Origin of the sequence: Desulfosporosinus nitroreducens (assembly GCF_023897015.1) — a bacterium.
GTDB classification, from domain to species: Bacteria; Bacillota; Desulfitobacteriia; order Desulfitobacteriales; family Desulfitobacteriaceae; genus Desulfosporosinus; species Desulfosporosinus nitroreducens.
The window spans coordinates 27903-43463 of sequence record NZ_JAMHFY010000026.1; the positions used below are offsets into that span (position 1 = coordinate 27903).

At 40.9% G+C, this 15561-nt stretch carries 14 protein-coding genes; 12 read left to right on the forward strand and 2 right to left on the reverse strand.

From position 1 onward, the window contains the following. The first annotated feature begins 125 nt into the window (after positions 1–125). Positions 126–701 carry a class I SAM-dependent methyltransferase gene (locus tag M8E35_RS21205; protein WP_252472217.1) on the forward strand — a complete coding sequence of 192 codons (576 nt, stop codon included), beginning with the start codon at positions 126–128 and terminating at the stop codon, positions 699–701. A 76-nt stretch (positions 702–777) separates the two neighbouring features. On the opposite strand, the gene M8E35_RS21210 is transcribed toward M8E35_RS21205, so the two are convergent. After that, entirely contained in the window at positions 778–1773 is a 996-nt protein-coding gene (locus M8E35_RS21210; RefSeq protein WP_252472219.1) for a glycosyltransferase family 4 protein, read from the reverse strand. A gap of 185 nt (positions 1774–1958) precedes the next feature. Between M8E35_RS21210 and M8E35_RS21215 the strand changes: the two genes are divergently transcribed. The 7 genes from M8E35_RS21215 to M8E35_RS21245 all read left to right on the forward strand — a co-directional run bounded on the left by M8E35_RS21215 (position 1959) and on the right by M8E35_RS21245 (position 10497). Continuing rightward, on the forward strand, positions 1959–3023 hold the full coding sequence (locus tag M8E35_RS21215; protein ID WP_252472221.1) for an NAD-binding protein: 1065 nt from the start codon (positions 1959–1961) through the stop codon (positions 3021–3023). A 78-nt stretch (positions 3024–3101) separates the two neighbouring features. Beyond that, positions 3102–4028, forward strand: coding sequence for an NAD-dependent epimerase/dehydratase family protein (locus M8E35_RS21220; protein ID WP_252472223.1), 927 nt, complete (start codon positions 3102–3104; stop codon positions 4026–4028). A 180-nt stretch (positions 4029–4208) separates the two neighbouring features. After that, entirely contained in the window at positions 4209–4913 is a 705-nt protein-coding gene (locus tag M8E35_RS21225) for a glycosyltransferase (protein WP_252472225.1), read from the forward strand. Between the two features lie 319 nt (positions 4914–5232). Beyond that, the gene (locus tag M8E35_RS21230; RefSeq protein ID WP_252472227.1) at positions 5233–6102 is read left to right on the forward strand and encodes a YncE family protein; all 870 of its coding nucleotides are present in this window, start codon (positions 5233–5235) and stop codon (positions 6100–6102) included. A gap of 205 nt (positions 6103–6307) precedes the next feature. After that, the gene (locus M8E35_RS21235) at positions 6308–9583 is read left to right on the forward strand and encodes a PAS domain S-box protein (protein ID WP_252472228.1); all 3276 of its coding nucleotides are present in this window, start codon (positions 6308–6310) and stop codon (positions 9581–9583) included. Between the two features lie 73 nt (positions 9584–9656). Beyond that, the gene (locus M8E35_RS21240) at positions 9657–9998 is read left to right on the forward strand and encodes a hypothetical protein (RefSeq protein WP_252472230.1); all 342 of its coding nucleotides are present in this window, start codon (positions 9657–9659) and stop codon (positions 9996–9998) included. Positions 9999–10266: 268 nt separating this feature from the next. Next, positions 10267–10497 (forward strand): aspartyl-phosphate phosphatase Spo0E family protein, encoded by a 231-nt coding sequence (locus M8E35_RS21245; protein ID WP_252472232.1) that lies wholly within the window; start codon positions 10267–10269, stop codon positions 10495–10497. 131 nt (positions 10498–10628) lie between these two features. On the opposite strand, the gene M8E35_RS21250 is transcribed toward M8E35_RS21245, so the two are convergent. Next, positions 10629–11405: a CAP domain-containing protein gene (locus tag M8E35_RS21250; RefSeq protein WP_252472234.1), complete on the reverse strand. Its 777-nt coding sequence runs from the start codon at positions 11403–11405 to the stop codon at positions 10629–10631. Positions 11406–11655: 250 nt separating this feature from the next. Here M8E35_RS21250 and M8E35_RS21255 point away from each other — a divergent pair, with 250 nt between their 5' ends. The 4 genes from M8E35_RS21255 to cdaA all read left to right on the forward strand — a co-directional run bounded on the left by M8E35_RS21255 (position 11656) and on the right by cdaA (position 15559). Next, complete coding sequence (locus tag M8E35_RS21255) at positions 11656–12387, forward strand: PIG-L deacetylase family protein (protein WP_252472236.1); 732 nt, start codon at positions 11656–11658, stop codon at positions 12385–12387. Then, positions 12388–13536 carry a DUF362 domain-containing protein gene (locus M8E35_RS21260; protein WP_252472247.1) on the forward strand — a complete coding sequence of 383 codons (1149 nt, stop codon included), beginning with the start codon at positions 12388–12390 and terminating at the stop codon, positions 13534–13536. Between the two features lie 79 nt (positions 13537–13615). After that, the gene (locus tag M8E35_RS21265) at positions 13616–14641 is read left to right on the forward strand and encodes a DUF1786 domain-containing protein (RefSeq protein ID WP_252472249.1); all 1026 of its coding nucleotides are present in this window, start codon (positions 13616–13618) and stop codon (positions 14639–14641) included. Between the two features lie 105 nt (positions 14642–14746). After that, positions 14747–15559, forward strand: a complete 813-nt coding sequence (gene cdaA, locus M8E35_RS21270) for a diadenylate cyclase CdaA (protein WP_073033147.1) — start codon at positions 14747–14749, stop codon at positions 15557–15559. Positions 15560–15561 lie beyond the last annotated feature (2 nt).

Genomic DNA, 15561 nt, shown 5'->3' on the forward strand with positions numbered 1-15561 from the left:
CCTTTACTATACGGTACTACATATTATGCGATTGAGTAGGTGATTTGTGTGTCGGATGGTACTTTAAGGAAAATTTTGAATACCATAATAGAAAACAGAAATTAAGATGAAAGGATGTTAAGCCTGTGACAGTCAATGTCGTAAATCATAAGGATTTCCTTGATACAATTAATGAACTTCTGTCGGATTCTAATACGGTCCTAGACGTTGGTTGCGGAATAGGTGAGACCCTAGGGAAATTTCGTTGCCCGATCAAAATCGGAGTTGACGCTCATCGGCCCTACCTAGAGAATGCTGATTTGAGTGAACAGTTCTTAAAAATAAATTTTACGGCAGAGCGCATTAGTGAATTATTTCTGCCTAAGTCGCTAGATAGTGTAACGTTGATTGATGTCATCGAGCATTTCGAGAAAGCGGTTGCTTGGGATGTCTTGCGCCAAGCTGAAGAGATTGCTACTAAAAGGGTTATTATTTTTACCCCAAGGGGTTTCTTCAAACAGCTTGACGTAGATCATTATGGTTTAGGGGGAGAAAGCTTTCAGAGGCATCGATCAGGATGGGAGGTTGAGGATTTTCAGAAGCTTGGCTATAATATTGTAATTTTTAGTAAGTTCCATGATCAGAGTAACAAAGCGTTTGTGGAGGTATATGGTAAAAACGCTGAGCCTGTCGATGCCCTCTTAGCTTGGAAGGATTTTTAAACAGAGGTTAGAGATCAGAGGCATGAGGTTCGAGAAAAGACCGAGAGCATATGGCTTCTGGTTATCTAAATGTGTTCTAGACGCGCGCTAGCTGAAAAAGTAAGGCTTCTAATTTATCGGCAGCGCGTCGCCATGTCCAAGACTGGACGTAGTGTAAGCCGGTATGGGCAAGTTGATTCCGTATTGTTTCCTGAGTTAAGAGATGAGCTAGTATAAGGGTTAGTTGTTGAGTATCGCTGGGGGGAACAAGTAAACAGTTCTCTCCATTTTTTGTATAATCTCGGTTACCCCCATTATCCGTAGTTACGACTGCAGTCCCACAGGCCATCGCCTCTAAAGGGGGCATAGAAAAGGCTTCAAAGTAGGAGGTCGAAACAAAAATATCTGCCTGAGCATAGAATCGGGCCATCTCACTGTCCGATTGGGCATTCACTATCTCATAGGGCAGGGGCGCTGGGTAATTTGCCCCTTCCGGAGCTACAACCTGAATGTCAAAGGCAGGAACCAACTGAGTTAAGCGCTGGCAGGCCTCCCAAAAATCTTCGGTACCTTTCCAAGTATAGCCATGTTCCTTAGAACGAAGGATATAAGCTATTGACAAACGTCCAGTAGAGAGAGACTTTTTGGGACTGGGACAAAAAACAGAGTGGTCAACCCCTCCAGGAATAATGGTGCTGTTTTTCCCAGTTTCTTGTAAAATTAATTGCCGATGCCATTCAGATATAGAAATGATCGGAACATCTATATGGTAAGAAGCTAAGGCTTTTTCCTTTTCTGGCACCCATAAAGGCTCATATCCAAGGCTCAGTCGAACGACTCGGCCTTTTTTTGATGCCCACGCAGGAAAAACAGTGGGATAAAAATTTGGAAGTATGAAATCTGCAGGCGGTATTCTATCAGGAGTAAGTTCTTTAACACGGGTAACCTGTGCTCGCAGGGGCCAAGAGACAGAGGCATTCTCAGGAAGCACAATTTCTACGCTGTGCCCTTTATCAACCATTTCATTTGCTAACTGATAAATAAAGCGTGTCCCTCCTGTTTCCAAACTTACAACTGGAATAACTAGTTTCATAATTTGTCCTCCATAAATTTATTGTCTTTTTAGTGTATGTCACACCCAGCAGCAAGGTTGCAAAATTTGATATCTAAATCGAATATTACAGGGATTATTTCTGTGAGATACATCCTCTGTTGTGTCAACAAGGAGTGGACTGCCATAACTTATAGTGATGATATTGGGGGAGGATGGATCCAATAATGAAAATTTGTGTCGTAGGGTTGGGTAATATCGGGTTTAATCTGTTCACCTATCTAGACCAAAAATTCTCTGGAGAGGTCATCGGGGTAGATGTGAATGAGAGTAGGGTTAACGAATTAAGACGTAAGGGTCATAGGGTGACCACTGATTATAGGGCTTTAACAGGGATTGATGTTTGGTTAATGGCTCCTTCCACTGGTAATCAAGGCCAAAATTTGTTTTCTGCCTTAGAGCATATGATCATCTGTCCGGGTTCTTTGATCTCCATTGAATCGACATTACCTCCAGGTACCATGATGCGCATTAGAGAATTCTTGGAGAAAAGAGGATTTAAATTAGGAACAGATCTTTTTTTGATTCATGTTCCTCACCGGGTAATGTTTGGAGTAGACAAAACCGTTTGTGATACTCCAAGAGTTATGGGGGCCTTTACCAGAACATGCCTTGAAAAGGGGCGTGAGTTTTATAACCCATTGGTTCCCCTTCTGATTGAAGTTTCGGATGTTAGAGTGGTGGAATTATCTAAAGTGGTTGAGAATGTAAAACGCTATGTTGATGTAGCTTTCGCCCAAGATATATATGGATATTGCGTTTCGAATGGAATGAGTTTTGACGATCTAAGAATGGCTGTCAATAGTAAGAACAACGTCGAACTTCTAACTACTGACTGGGGAATTGGAGGAGAGTGCCTGCCTAAAGATATGAGTTTCTTAAGAACGGTGTGTCCTTCAGCGTTGTTGGAAGGGGCAGAACAAGCGGATCAGGACTATCGGGAGCGAATCATTAAACAGGTGGGCACTGGCAAAGAAGTCTGGGTCCGAGGTTTGAGCTATAAAACAGGAGTCAAGGATCTTGCGCATAGCAGGGGGGTTGACCTGGTCAGAGCTTTGGAAGCGTCCGGTAATACTGTCAGGGTGGAAGATCCCTTATTTTCGTCGGATGAGCTGAGTGCAGCAGGCTTTAATCCCATTAATGAGTTAGAGGCCAATCATGAAAACCAAAAAGAGGATCACCTACCAGCCAGGTTAATATTGGATCGGCAAAAGGCTTTAGAGATTAAATAATAGGGGTCACAGGATCCGGAAGACCTGTAAGCATTATGATTCTTGCGTCTGTAAAAAAGTGGAAAAAGGAGCAATGACATGGCTAAAATTTTGGTGACGGGCAGTAAAGGAACGTTAGGTACAAGATTAGTAGAAGTACTCCAATATCGGGGACACGATGTTTGGGAAGTCGATTTGCAACATCATATTGGGGAGAAATATATTAGGGCGGACATCTCTGAGTATCGCCAGTTGGAACGGGTATTTGATCAAAACTATGATTATGTTTTCCATTTGGCTGCTGAATTTGGCCGTATTAATGGAGAGCATTATTATGACACACTATGGAAAACGAATGTGATTGGAACACGCAACATTCTAGAATGGCAATTGAAGAAGGGCTTTAAATTAATTTTTACAAGTTCTTCAGAAATCTACGGGGAAGCAATGGAGCCCTTATTAACAGAAGATTTGCCACTAAAAAAGACAATCATTCAGCATAATGATTATGCGTTAACCAAGTGGGCAAACGAAGTGCAAGTGATCAACTTTGAAAAGAAGTACGAATCCCCTATTGTTAGACTGCGGTTATTCAATGCCTATGGTCCTGGGGAATATTATCATTCCTACCGCAGTGTTGTTTGTCTCTTTATTTATCGAGCATTACAGGCAATCCCATATGATGTTTATGAAGGTTACTACCGTGTCTTTATGTATGTGGATGATCTAATTCCGACCATAGCTAATGTAGCTCATAACTTTAAACCTGGTGAGGTTTATAACGTTGGGGGGACGGAATATCGTAGTGTCAAAGATTTAAGTGATTTAGTACTCAAATATACGAAGGGTGACCCAAAATTGGTTAAATATCTCCCTGAAGATAAGCACAATACGGTCAGTAAGCGGCCAGATATCAGCAAAGCTAAAGAGGATCTGGCACATGGCCCTAAAGTGCTCCTAGAAGAAGGATTACCCAAAACCGTAGAGTGGATGAAGAAGATATATCCGATGGCTAACCGCCGCTAAGACTCCCGCAAGCGGATCGTTAAGTGGCGTTAAGCCCCTGGATAAGTTCAACTAAACTTAAAATAAAGTAAGTTTCCTATATCCGATGGCTAACCGCCACTAGATAGTTCACTAAACTTTGGATGGAGCAGGAAACTCCATCCAAAGTAAGTTTTCCATAATAAGGGAGGGAATCTGCTAATGCTAACGCCAAAAGTTAGTGTCGTTATCCCCACGTACAATCACGCCCGATATCTTCCCTATGCTTTAGAAAGTGTCATTTATCAGAGTTATAAAAATCTTGAAGTGATAGTGATAGACGATGGATCCACAGATGGGACATCTGAAGTATTGAAGCCTTATCGCTCAAGAATCAACTATATTTATAAGGCAAATGGAGGAACGCCCAGCGCTTTAAATTTCGGTTTATCGGTGGCAACTGGCAAGTATATTTGCTGGTTAAGTGCCGACGACGGCTTTATAGGGGACAAAATTTCTAAACAAGTTAGACTGATGGAAAGTGATCCAGGATTAGGCTTTAGCTACACGAGCTTTATAGTCATCGATGCTAATGGTACAAAACAATATGATGTGAATTCAGCTTTTTATCCCAATAAACAGGAAATGGTGACGAAGCTTATGGAGGGCTGCTTTATTAATGGATCTTCCGTAATGATGAGCAGCGCTGCGTTAAAGACTGTAGGGAATTTTGACGAAGGCCTGCCCCAAGCCCATGATTATGATTTGTGGTATCGATTCCTTCGTCATTACACTTGTGGATTTCTGGCGGAACCTCTTTTGGCTTACCGCTGGCACGGTGAAAATATGAGCCTGCATCCTAATGAAGCATGTTCTATAATTGTTCAAAATAGAGCCAAAAGGTTATTCTCAGAGTGGTTAACTTAATATCATTGGCAGTGGAATGATGGGGATCGGTATGATTCGCTTCCCATCATTCTTCTTTAGTCCACAGATTTACATAAAGCAATAATGATATTAAGAACAAAAAAGGGGACAGGTAAGTACATCAGTGAGACTGCCCAAAATACGTTCCCTTACATGTACTTTAAACATACACTATATAACTTGAAGATCATCTATTTGATTATTTATCGAAATGATAGTGTTAAAGAACTTCAGAACGTATAAGTATCCAGGCAGTAACTGAAGAGGATAATCCGCTTTAAAACTAGTATCCTCAGTTACCATAGTAAGGAGGCATATAATGGTTTCGTTAACAACCGGATTGATTGAGAATATTGGAGTTTCCGGTGTGCGACCCTGTACGACGCTCATAGTGACAATTTCTAATACCAGCCTAGTAAGCGCTACTGTTCGAATAAGTGGTTATTATTGGACTGGAACGGATAAGAAAGAGTACGTTTTAGATTTAATAACTGTGGCGCCCGGAGAAGTTGCAATTAATAACTTTTACGCAAAATTTGATATTTTTGAATTCCAATTTATCTCTAACTCTGATTATGTGGAAATCTCAGTTCGAGGGAAGAATGATGCTGGAGGCTTGACCGTAGTTTATAATACGTTGCCAGCCCAACTTTTTCCAATAGGTATGGAAGGAATAGCAACGGAAGAGTCGAAAATGACGATTCCCACCGCCCTTAACCGAGTTTACATTCTAAACTCTAGCAACAACAGTATCTCAGTTATTGACGGAATCTCCAATGCCTTCATGGGTAATGTAATAATTGGTTCAGGGCCCTTCGGTGTAGGTGTTAATCCTGTAACGAACCGAATTTACGTGGCAAACTTTGGCAGCAATAATGTCTCAGTCATTGACGGGAACTCTAATAGGGTCATAACCACCGTTACTGTGGGTTCTAATCCGGTAGGTCTGGGTGTAAATCCTGCCACCAATAGGATATATGTAACGAATTGGGGTAGTAACAGTGTCTCAGTTATTGATGGATTGACCCATGTTGTTATTTCAACCATTATGGTAGGTGCATCTCCAGAAGGGGTGAATGTGAATTTAGCAACGAACCTAATCTATATCACAAACCATGGTAGCAACAATGTTTCAGTCATCGACGGAAGCAATAATGTGGTCAAAACTATCGTAAATCTTGGGATCTAAACTGAGGATTTGCATAGTAAAGGGCAAGAAAAACTTGTTTCGTCTATTGAGGAGTTAGATCCAAGCGAAAATGAGCGAAAAATAATGATTCATGAAATACGATTAAAGAATTAAAGGTATTTAGACGAAGAATATCGAAATATCTAACCATATATAACTTTGTTTCCTTGTCATTATCTGCATCAATTATGGAGGTGCATTAACATTGGAGTCTGATCACCAAGAAATGATGAATGAAACAATGGATACCTTAAGAACTCTCTTTAATATAATTGAAGACTATGTGTTTATTGTGGGCGAGTTTGGAGAAATTATTGAGGTAAATAAATCTGCAACGCAAAAATTAGGATACTCTGTTGAAGAATTACGTGGGGCAAACATTTTGCTCATTTATCCTCCCGAGCGACATGAGGAGGCTTTTAAAGCAGTTAAAGAAATGATGGAAGGAAGGCTATACAAAAATACGATCCCTCTTTTCACAAAAGAGGGCAAATATATTTTCGTAGAAACCCGCATATTCATTGGAAGATGGCTTGGCAAAAACGTAGCTTTTGGAATCTGCAAGGATATTTCCAGTTTGAAAAACCAACGGCGCTTTCTAAGTTCTATGATTGATGCAACTCCAGATCTGGTATTTTTTAAAGATACTAAAAGTGTGTTCTTGGGATGCAATGATGCTTTTTCCGATAAATGTATCGGATTGAGTAAAGAAGAAATTATAGGCAAAACTGATATGGATTTTATTAAAGATAAAAGACTTGTTGAACTTTTCCATCAGAGAGATAAAGAAGTGTGTGAAACTGGAGAAATGAGGATTTACGAAGAGAGAATATCCATGGCGGATGGTACTTTTGCTGATGTTGAAACAGTAAAAACACCTTTTTATAATGAAAGCGGCAAAGTGGCAGGGCTTATAGGCATTGCTCGAGATATTACAGTAAGAAAAAGCGTAGAAAAGCAATTGAAGGTGCAAACGGAATATGCAGAAATGCTTTTAAATACTGTTCCAAGTGCGGTCTTTTCAGTTGATAACAATAAAAAGGTATTAAGTTGGAATAAATGGGCTGAACATTTAACCGGTTATTCACAGGGTGAAGTCGTTGGAAAAGGCTGTAGCTTGTTTGCTAATACCCCTTGTAATGAACAATGCGGATTATACTTGAAGGAACCAACAATTGGGAAGGTATGCACAATTAGAAATAAAAATGGGGAAACGAGATATATTTCTAAAAATGCGGCTCTTTTAAGAGATGAGACAGGGGAAGTCACAGGCGGGATTGAGTGTTTTGATGATATCACTGATAGGATACAAATAGAGGAACAGCTTCGCGAAAGTGAGGAAAGATATTCTGCAATCGTGAACTGTGCTCCCGAGATAGTGGCAATATTCAAAATGGGAACGATCGTCTTTGTAAATGATGCAGGCTTGAGTGCTTCAGGCTACGAAAAAAATGAAGTAATAGGACATAATGTTGAGAAATTCATATCGAAAAATTCTAACGAGCTGATTTTAGCTAACATGAAGCGAAGGATACAAGGAGAAACAATTGGAGATTTCGAGATAGAATTTATCAATAAAACAGGTGCAGTTACCAATCTAATCGTTAAAACATCGGCTATAACGTATGAAAATGAGTCGGCTGTTCTTGCTGTATTTATTGATATTACTGAAAGAAAGCATGTCGAAGAGGAGTTAAATAAAAAAGAAAAAATACTCTCTGCTGTTGCAATGTCTATCAAGGAGTTTTTGGACTGTAGTGATTATCTGGTTGCCGTAAAGAATTCCTTTGAATTGCTCGGTTCTGCTACACAGGTAGATAGAATTAATCTGTTTCAAAATACATTTGATCTGGCAGGGAATCAGTACACAAATCAAAAAGTTGAATGGCATTCAAGCCTGTGTGAGCCCCTGCTTAACAATTGGGACCTGCAAGGGATTCCATTTGCCAAGATAGATGGCTTTATAGAACCACTTATAAATGGAGAAGCCTATTTTGGAATCGTAAGAGAACTTAAGAATGACAGAACCCGAGAAGTTCTTGCGGCCAAGGGCATTTTATCGATAGCAGTAATTCCTATTTTTGTTAGAGGGGATTTCTGGGGATTTGTGGGTTTTGATGATTGCACATATGAAAGAAATTGGTCGGAGGCTGAATTTTCTGTATTAAGAGCTTTTGCAAATTCTTTGGAAAGAGCTGTCGAGAGAAGCATAATAAATGAAGAGTTGGAGAAGTCGAAAAAGGCTGCAGAGACAGCCAGTATTCTAAAAGGCCAGTTTCTTGCGAATATGTCCCATGAAATCAGAACCCCTATGAATGGAATTATTGGTTTTATTGAACTTCTATTCAGGACGGATTTAACAAGAGAACAATGGGGATTCCTCGGGCAAATAAAATCAGCTTCTGACGCACTGCTCCTGCTTATCAATGACATATTAGATTATTCTAAGATTGAAGCTGATAAGCTGGAACTGGAAAATATCCTGTTTGATATTCATTCTCTAGTAGAAGGATCAGTGAACCTTTTTGTACCTAGAGCAAATGATAAAGGTATCCGAATCAATCTGTTCATCGCTTCAGATGTCCCGAAGGTACTATACGGAGATCCGGGAAGATTGAGACAAGTTTTGAATAATTTAATAGGTAATGGTCTTAAATTTACAGAAGAAGGGGAAGTAAATGTCGAGCTTATCCTTGTAGAGGATAATGCACAAAATGTTAAGATCCAATTTCAAATTAGTGATACCGGGATAGGAATAGATAAAGAAGTATTGCCAAGACTTTTCACTATATTTTCCCAGGCTGATGCCTCAACAACCAGGAAATATGGAGGTACAGGTCTGGGGTTAGCAATTTCCCATCGAATTATTAATTTAATGAATGGAAAAATAAATGTAGATAGTGTTCTTGGAAAGGGTTCAACTTTTTATATAGAACTAGATTTAAAAAGATATAATCCACGGGGCATACTCAATTTGGACAATATGCAAATGATAAGAAGGGAGTTGCTTGAAACTGCTTTCAGTGGTTCTGGTTCGCAGGCACGATCTTTCGAAGACTGTTTAGACGAAAAGTATACTAAAGATATGACCAATAAATCGGCATCAAAAGAACAATACAATGTTTTACTGGTAGAGGATACTCTAGCAAATCAAAAGTTGGCAACTGTTATGTTAAGGCAATTGGGCTATAATGCTGATCTGGCTGAGAATGGGCAGAAGGCAGTTGAGATGTGTAATATTAAAAAATACAATATAATTTTGATGGATTGCCAAATGCCATTAATGGATGGTTATGAAGCATCTTCCATAATAAAGAAAAATGAAGGGTTGAATAGAGAAACTGTAATTATTGCCATGACTGCTCATGCAATGGAGGGTGATCGTGATAAATGCATTAATTCAGGGATGGATGATTATTTTAGCAAACCAATAAGTATGAATAAACTTGATAAAATGCTAAAAAAATGGCTAGGAGATTAGTGCTGTTGGCACTTAATAGGCATTTGACATTAGGGCTGTATAAATAGAGATGAACAAAAGGGGTATTCAATTAATGAGGCAGAGAATAGTGGATATAGCCGGGTTTAAAGAAGACCTCGGTCTGGATTTTGAGACGCTTAAGGAATTGTATATGATTTTCGCAGATGAGATAAAAAAGGAGAAAGAAGCAGTTAATAAACATTTAAGAGATGAAGAAGTTGGAGAACTTAGAAAAGCTGTACACAATATAAAAGGTATCGCCAGCAGTTATCGCACCCTGAATGTCTTCGAGAGTGCAAGGAACTTGGATGTTAAGTTAAAGCACCAGGACTTTGAAAACATTAACATTTATGTATCAGAACTGAATGAAGGAATAGATGAAGCAGTTAGGGAAATTGTCTCCTATTTTAAGTAAAACAGCTTTGGTTAAGACGTAATATATTCTTATAAAATTAAGTAAATAAAAATAATTATAACGGCTTCTTAAAATAACCCGAAAGGTTATCTTAAGAAGCCGTTATTTTATGAAAACTAATATGATTTTTGATCTGCTTTTAGAAGAATTATTATGCCTTTAGCATTTTATTCAATGACCTATGGTACTGTAGAGGTGCTTTAGTCTCAGCTAGAATAAAGTAATAAAGCTAGAGCTAAACGAAATTTGAGAGAGGGTTGGTGATAACATGTCAAGCATTGAAGCATTAAGGTATAAGCTTTATTTAGCCTGGGAGAAAGGTGCTTCTCAAGAGATACTAAAAGCTAGTCAGGAGCTTGATGTGGAAATCGTAAAATATATGAAAAGCTCTTTAGCAGCCCAAAAACTAGTAAAACAGGATAAACATAAGATAACAGCATTTGATCAAGAAGGAAATGTGGACATGGCTGAAATGCCCGTAGACGAAAAATTGTATTGAGCGATAAAGATTCCGGGAAGTTCTAGCCAGGCATTAGTTTAGTAAGAACATAATATGTAAGCCTGAAACAAAAATAGTAGGGAGTGCCGCTGACTACTAGAAAAGTAGTTTTACGACACTCCCTTTATAAATTACTGTTGTAAAAATTCCTGAACGTAAAGGTTTCCATAAGCGCTTCCGTAAGCTATTCCAACGCCCACATGTGTAAAGCGGGGATCTAGGATATTAGCTTTATGACCCGGGCTTTGCATAAGTGCGGCCATTGAACTTGGCACGGATTTATTGCCGGAAATGTTTTCTCCAGCCCAACGTACTGTAATGCCTGCTTGCTGCATCATGGCCCAGGGGCTGCCGTAGGTTGGAGAGGTATGACTAAAGTAGTTGTTAACTTTCATATCGTTTGCCTTAGCTCTCCCCACAGCTGTTAAGCGTAGGTCTGCAATTACCGGATTTAAACCGGCGGCAATCCGTTCCTGATTGATCATGTCCACCATGAGTTGCTCGTCAGCCGTTAATGCTGAGACAGGAGGGATTGAGTTGCCTGTTTGATTAGTTGGAGGAACAGGTGCGGGAGCAGGAGTAGGAGTGGGAGTAACTGGAACGGGGCTTATTTGTTGATAATTTTTTAAGGAAATAACATTTCCACTCTGGTTGGATTGTAACGTTCCAATATTGACATGCGTTGGGGATGAAACAGTTGGAGTCGGAGCTGGAGCCGGAGCTGGAGTTGGAGCCGGAGCCGGAACCGGAACCGGAGTAGTTAAAGGCGCAGAAGATTTCAGCGTAATAACGGAGCCTGATAATTGACGAGGAGCGCCAATAATCAGAGCGGCTTGAACCGGTAAAGCTACCGTCGTCATCAGCACACCAATTTGAATTCCCATTAATACTTTTGCTGTTTTTTTCAATTATGTACCTCCTTGTGCTTGTATATTCGAGACAACTGCAGTATACCATGTCAAGTTGCCTCCTGGAACTGGTATATTATAGAAGGGGCACCAGACCTTTTAAACTCTATTAATTTCCCTCGAGCAATAAAAAGCGCTATAATAAAACAGATACTAATTAGTAATTAATTATTTACGTAATTGATTTACATAAGTTAAACTCCCGTTCAAGGTTACTGGAATAAAGGAAAAGAAAGGGTGAAGTATAAGTATGGCAAATGAGATGCTACTCATCTTTGCTCATCCTGACGATGAATCCTTTGCCTTAGGCGGAACGATTGCTAAATACGCCGAACAAGGGATAAGGATTACCCTAGTGGTTGCGACCAAAGGAGAGGCCGGTAAAGCGGCAGGGATTTGTAAACCGGAAGAACTCGGATTAGTTCGAGAGCAGGAACTTCGGCGTGCTGCAGAGGTCTTGGGGATCGCTGAGGTCATCTTTCTAGGATATAAAGATAAAGAAGTTCCACTCTCTCCGCCCCTGGAAATAGTAGAGAAGCTTGTTCGAGTTATACGTAAAATTCGTCCCCATGTTGTGATTACCTTTGGAGCAGACGGTGCCTCGGGACACCGCGACCATCGGGCGATTCATTACTTTACGAAGGCTGCCATTCGACTGGCCAAAGAACTCATAGAGCCGGAATGGGGAACCCCGTATATTTTGCCTCGACTTTGCTATGTTCAGTCCGGATGGAGGCTTTCGGAGGATGTATTACAGGAAATTGACTATATTATCTCGATCGAACAATGGGCTGAGAAGAAAAAGAAAGCAATCATTGAGCATCGAACTCAACTGTTCTCTCAACAGAAATTTGAGGCAATGGATGAACGAATAAAGCAAAATTATTATAGCAGAGAGTATTTTCGATGTGATTTTAAATTAAGTGTCTTTCCTGGACGTGGTGAGGATATCCTTGCAGATTTGGAGAGGGTGGATTCTTAAGTGAAAGAAAAGGTAGTACTAAAATTTTGCCCAGACTATACAGCGGATGTAGAAAAGAGTTTGAGGGAAGGATTAACGGAATTGGGCGGAATGTCTACCTTTGTGAAGCCTGGGCAAAGAGTTTTGCTTAAAGTAAATCTTCTCATGAAAAAACGGCCAGAGGAAGCAGTCACAACCAACCCCAGCGTTGTTGAAGCCGTGGTTCGCCTTGTTCAGGAGGCGGGTGGGATACCTATTATAGGGGATAGCCCAGGCGGACCCTATACAGTAAATGCACTGCAAACGATCTATGCAAAATCGGGGCTGCGTGAGGTTGCAGAGCGGACTGGCGCAATTCTAAACGAAGATATTGGGCAAACAACGATCCAATATCCAGAAGGAAAAATCATTAAAAGCTTAACTGTTACAAACTGCGTCTTAAATGCGGATGTAGTTATCCCTGTCTCAAAGCTTAAAACACATGCCATGATGACCTTCACAGGTGCAGTTAAAGTTCTGTTCGGAGTAATACCTGGACTTTTAAAAGCTGAATATCATCTAAAGATGTTTAAAATCACAGATTTTGCAGATCTCCTGGCAGACATTGCTACTTGGGTAAATCCGGCCTTAAGTATTATGGATGGGATTGTGGGGATGGAAGGGGATGGACCATCATCAGGTAAACCACGAAATATCGGAGCGCTGATTATGAGTACTGACCCTTTCGCCTTAGATGTTGTAGCTTCAGATCTAATTGGCTTAAAGCCTGAAAAGGTTCCCACGCTGATGGTAGCACGTGCACGAGGTTTTACAAGCCGACTCAATGAATTGGAATTGAAAGGGGATCCGCGTTCTCTTTGGCGAATTGAAAATTTTCTAATCCCTAAAGCAGTATCCACTAATTTTCTGGATATGGTCCCTCTGCCGCAAAGTGTAAAGACTTTTGCAATTAACCGTGTACGCCCTCTTCCGATGTTTGAGCACGATAAGTGTGCAGGGTGCAGAGACTGTGTCAATAATTGTCCGCCGAAAGCATTGAAAATGAATGAGAATCAGCGGCCTGTGGTTGATTTACAAGCTTGCATACGCTGTTTTTGCTGTCAGGAACTTTGTCCACATCATGCAGTAAAGCTCTTTAAACCCTGGCTGGGGAGAAAACTTCTAAAGTAAATGCCGGGGTATGCTAATACTAGATTATCGAACTTGAATTAGATTAAGAAGTATGTATTTGGGCGGAGGGTGTTAATAAATGGCAGAAAGTGCTCTAGTAATTGATGTGGGATCAGGCACCCAGGATATTCTTATCTATCAGCCGGGGAAGAATCTGGAAAACTGTCCGAAGTTTATTGTTCCCAGTCGGACCCAAATTGTAGCAGCCCAGATTCGCAAAGCTACGGATCGAGGAGAGGGAATCTTTCTGCATGGGCATTTGATGGGTGGAGGGGCAAGCTCTGCGGCACTGAAAAAGCATGTAGGTGCAGGTCTCAAGGCTTATGCAACTGCTCAGGCGGCAGTGACCTTTAATGACAATCTGGCTATAGCGGAGGGAATGGGAATCGTGCTTTGCGAAGAAGCGCCAGAATCGGCAACTCCTATTTGGCTGGGAGATGTTGACACATCCTCTTTGCGACAAGCGCTTGAAGCATTCAGTCTTAACTATCCATTAAAGGCAGCGGTTGCAGTCCAAGATCATGGATTTAGCATATCCGAGAGTAATCGAACTCTTCGGTTTCGACTTTGGGAAGAGTTCGTTATGCAGGGGGGAGACTTGCGAAAGCTAGTTTTCACTCAGGATATTCCAGAGGTATATACCAGAATGCGTGCAGTTCGAGAGATTATCCCGGAGGCAGTCCTGACAGATACCGGGACAGCGGCGCTCTTGGGAATCATGGCTGATCACTATGTGAAACCTCACTTGGATCAAGGAATCTTAGCTGTTAATATAGGAAATTCACATACTCTTGCCGCCGCTATTCGAGGTGAACGGGTGTATGGAATATTCGAACAACACACTAGTATGCTCAATCCAGAATCTCTTGCTCATCTCATTAGACAATTTCAATTAACTGAATTAACCAATGCTGAGATCTATGAGCAAGGAGGGCATGGGGCGACCATTCATCCTGAAATGAGCCCAGGCTGGGATTTTGTTGTGGTTACCGGCCCCAGAAGAAGTATGGCAAAATCCCTTCACTGGTATGAAGCGGCACCCTATGGGGATATGATGTTAACGGGGTGTTTTGGAATTCTAGCTGGCATGGGAATCACTGAGTAAAAAAAATTTTAAAAGGGCAAGGACTTTTTACACAAATGGAGAATTTAACAGAGAGAGTAAACACTCTCTTTCGCAGATTTGAGACATTAGAAACGGGGGAGGACCATGGCCGAATTCTTATCACAATTTCGTAATTTTGGACTGCGTAGCGCTATTGATATCATTGTTGTGGCAGTGGTCTTCTACCAGTTTTATATGCTCATTAAACGCACGCGTGCTGTTCAGTTGGTTAAGGGAGTAATGGTCCTTTTAGTCGTGTTCTTGCTGGCGAAATTTTTTCAGCTAACAAGCATCACTTGGTTGTTAGATAAACTCATTCAGATGTTTGTCATAGCCATTCCTGTCGTTTTTCAGCCCGAACTAAGAAAGGCTTTAGAGCAATTGGGACGAGGAAGATTTTTTACTCGTCATCCCTCAGCACCTGGCGTGGATACCTTAGAACAAGTCGTAGAGGAATTAGTGCGTTGTACACAAGTCCTTTCCAAGAATCGGATTGGGGCTTTGATTGTGCTTGAACGTCAAACAGGAGTTCAAGATTTTGTTGAAACGGGAATTAAGATTGATGGCATGGTATCATCTGAGTTTTTAGTTAATATCTTCATTCCGAACACTCCGCTCCATGATGGGGCAGTGATTATTCGGCGGGATCGTGTGGCCGCTGCGGGGTGTTTTCTCCCATTATCTGAAAATCCCAATATCAACAAGGAATTGGGAACACGTCACAGAGCGGCATTGGGGTTGACAGAAATTACGGACTCCTTGGCTCTCGTTGTCTCGGAGGAAACCGGGGCTATATCGATTGGGATAGATGGTGCCTTGACTCGTTTCACAGATGAAAAAACATTGCAGGAATTATTGCTGAGGGAACTCGATGTAAAAACTATCTCATCATCAGTCATTCCATTTTGGAGGTGGTAGCC

Coding starts and splice junctions, on each gene's coding strand:
- M8E35_RS21210 (WP_252472219.1), bottom strand. CDS start 1,773: ATGAAACTAGTTATTCCAGTTGTAAGTTTGGAAACAGGAGGGACACGC.
- M8E35_RS21215 (WP_252472221.1), top strand. CDS start 1,959: ATGAAAATTTGTGTCGTAGGGTTGGGTAATATCGGGTTTAATCTGTTC.
- M8E35_RS21220 (WP_252472223.1), top strand. CDS start 3,102: ATGGCTAAAATTTTGGTGACGGGCAGTAAAGGAACGTTAGGTACAAGA.
- M8E35_RS21225 (WP_252472225.1), top strand. CDS start 4,209: ATGCTAACGCCAAAAGTTAGTGTCGTTATCCCCACGTACAATCACGCC.
- M8E35_RS21230 (WP_252472227.1), top strand. CDS start 5,233: ATGGTTTCGTTAACAACCGGATTGATTGAGAATATTGGAGTTTCCGGT.
- M8E35_RS21240 (WP_252472230.1), top strand. CDS start 9,657: ATGAGGCAGAGAATAGTGGATATAGCCGGGTTTAAAGAAGACCTCGGT.
- M8E35_RS21245 (WP_252472232.1), top strand. CDS start 10,267: ATGTCAAGCATTGAAGCATTAAGGTATAAGCTTTATTTAGCCTGGGAG.
- M8E35_RS21255 (WP_252472236.1), top strand. CDS start 11,656: ATGGCAAATGAGATGCTACTCATCTTTGCTCATCCTGACGATGAATCC.
- M8E35_RS21265 (WP_252472249.1), top strand. CDS start 13,616: ATGGCAGAAAGTGCTCTAGTAATTGATGTGGGATCAGGCACCCAGGAT.
- cdaA (WP_073033147.1), top strand. CDS start 14,747: ATGGCCGAATTCTTATCACAATTTCGTAATTTTGGACTGCGTAGCGCT.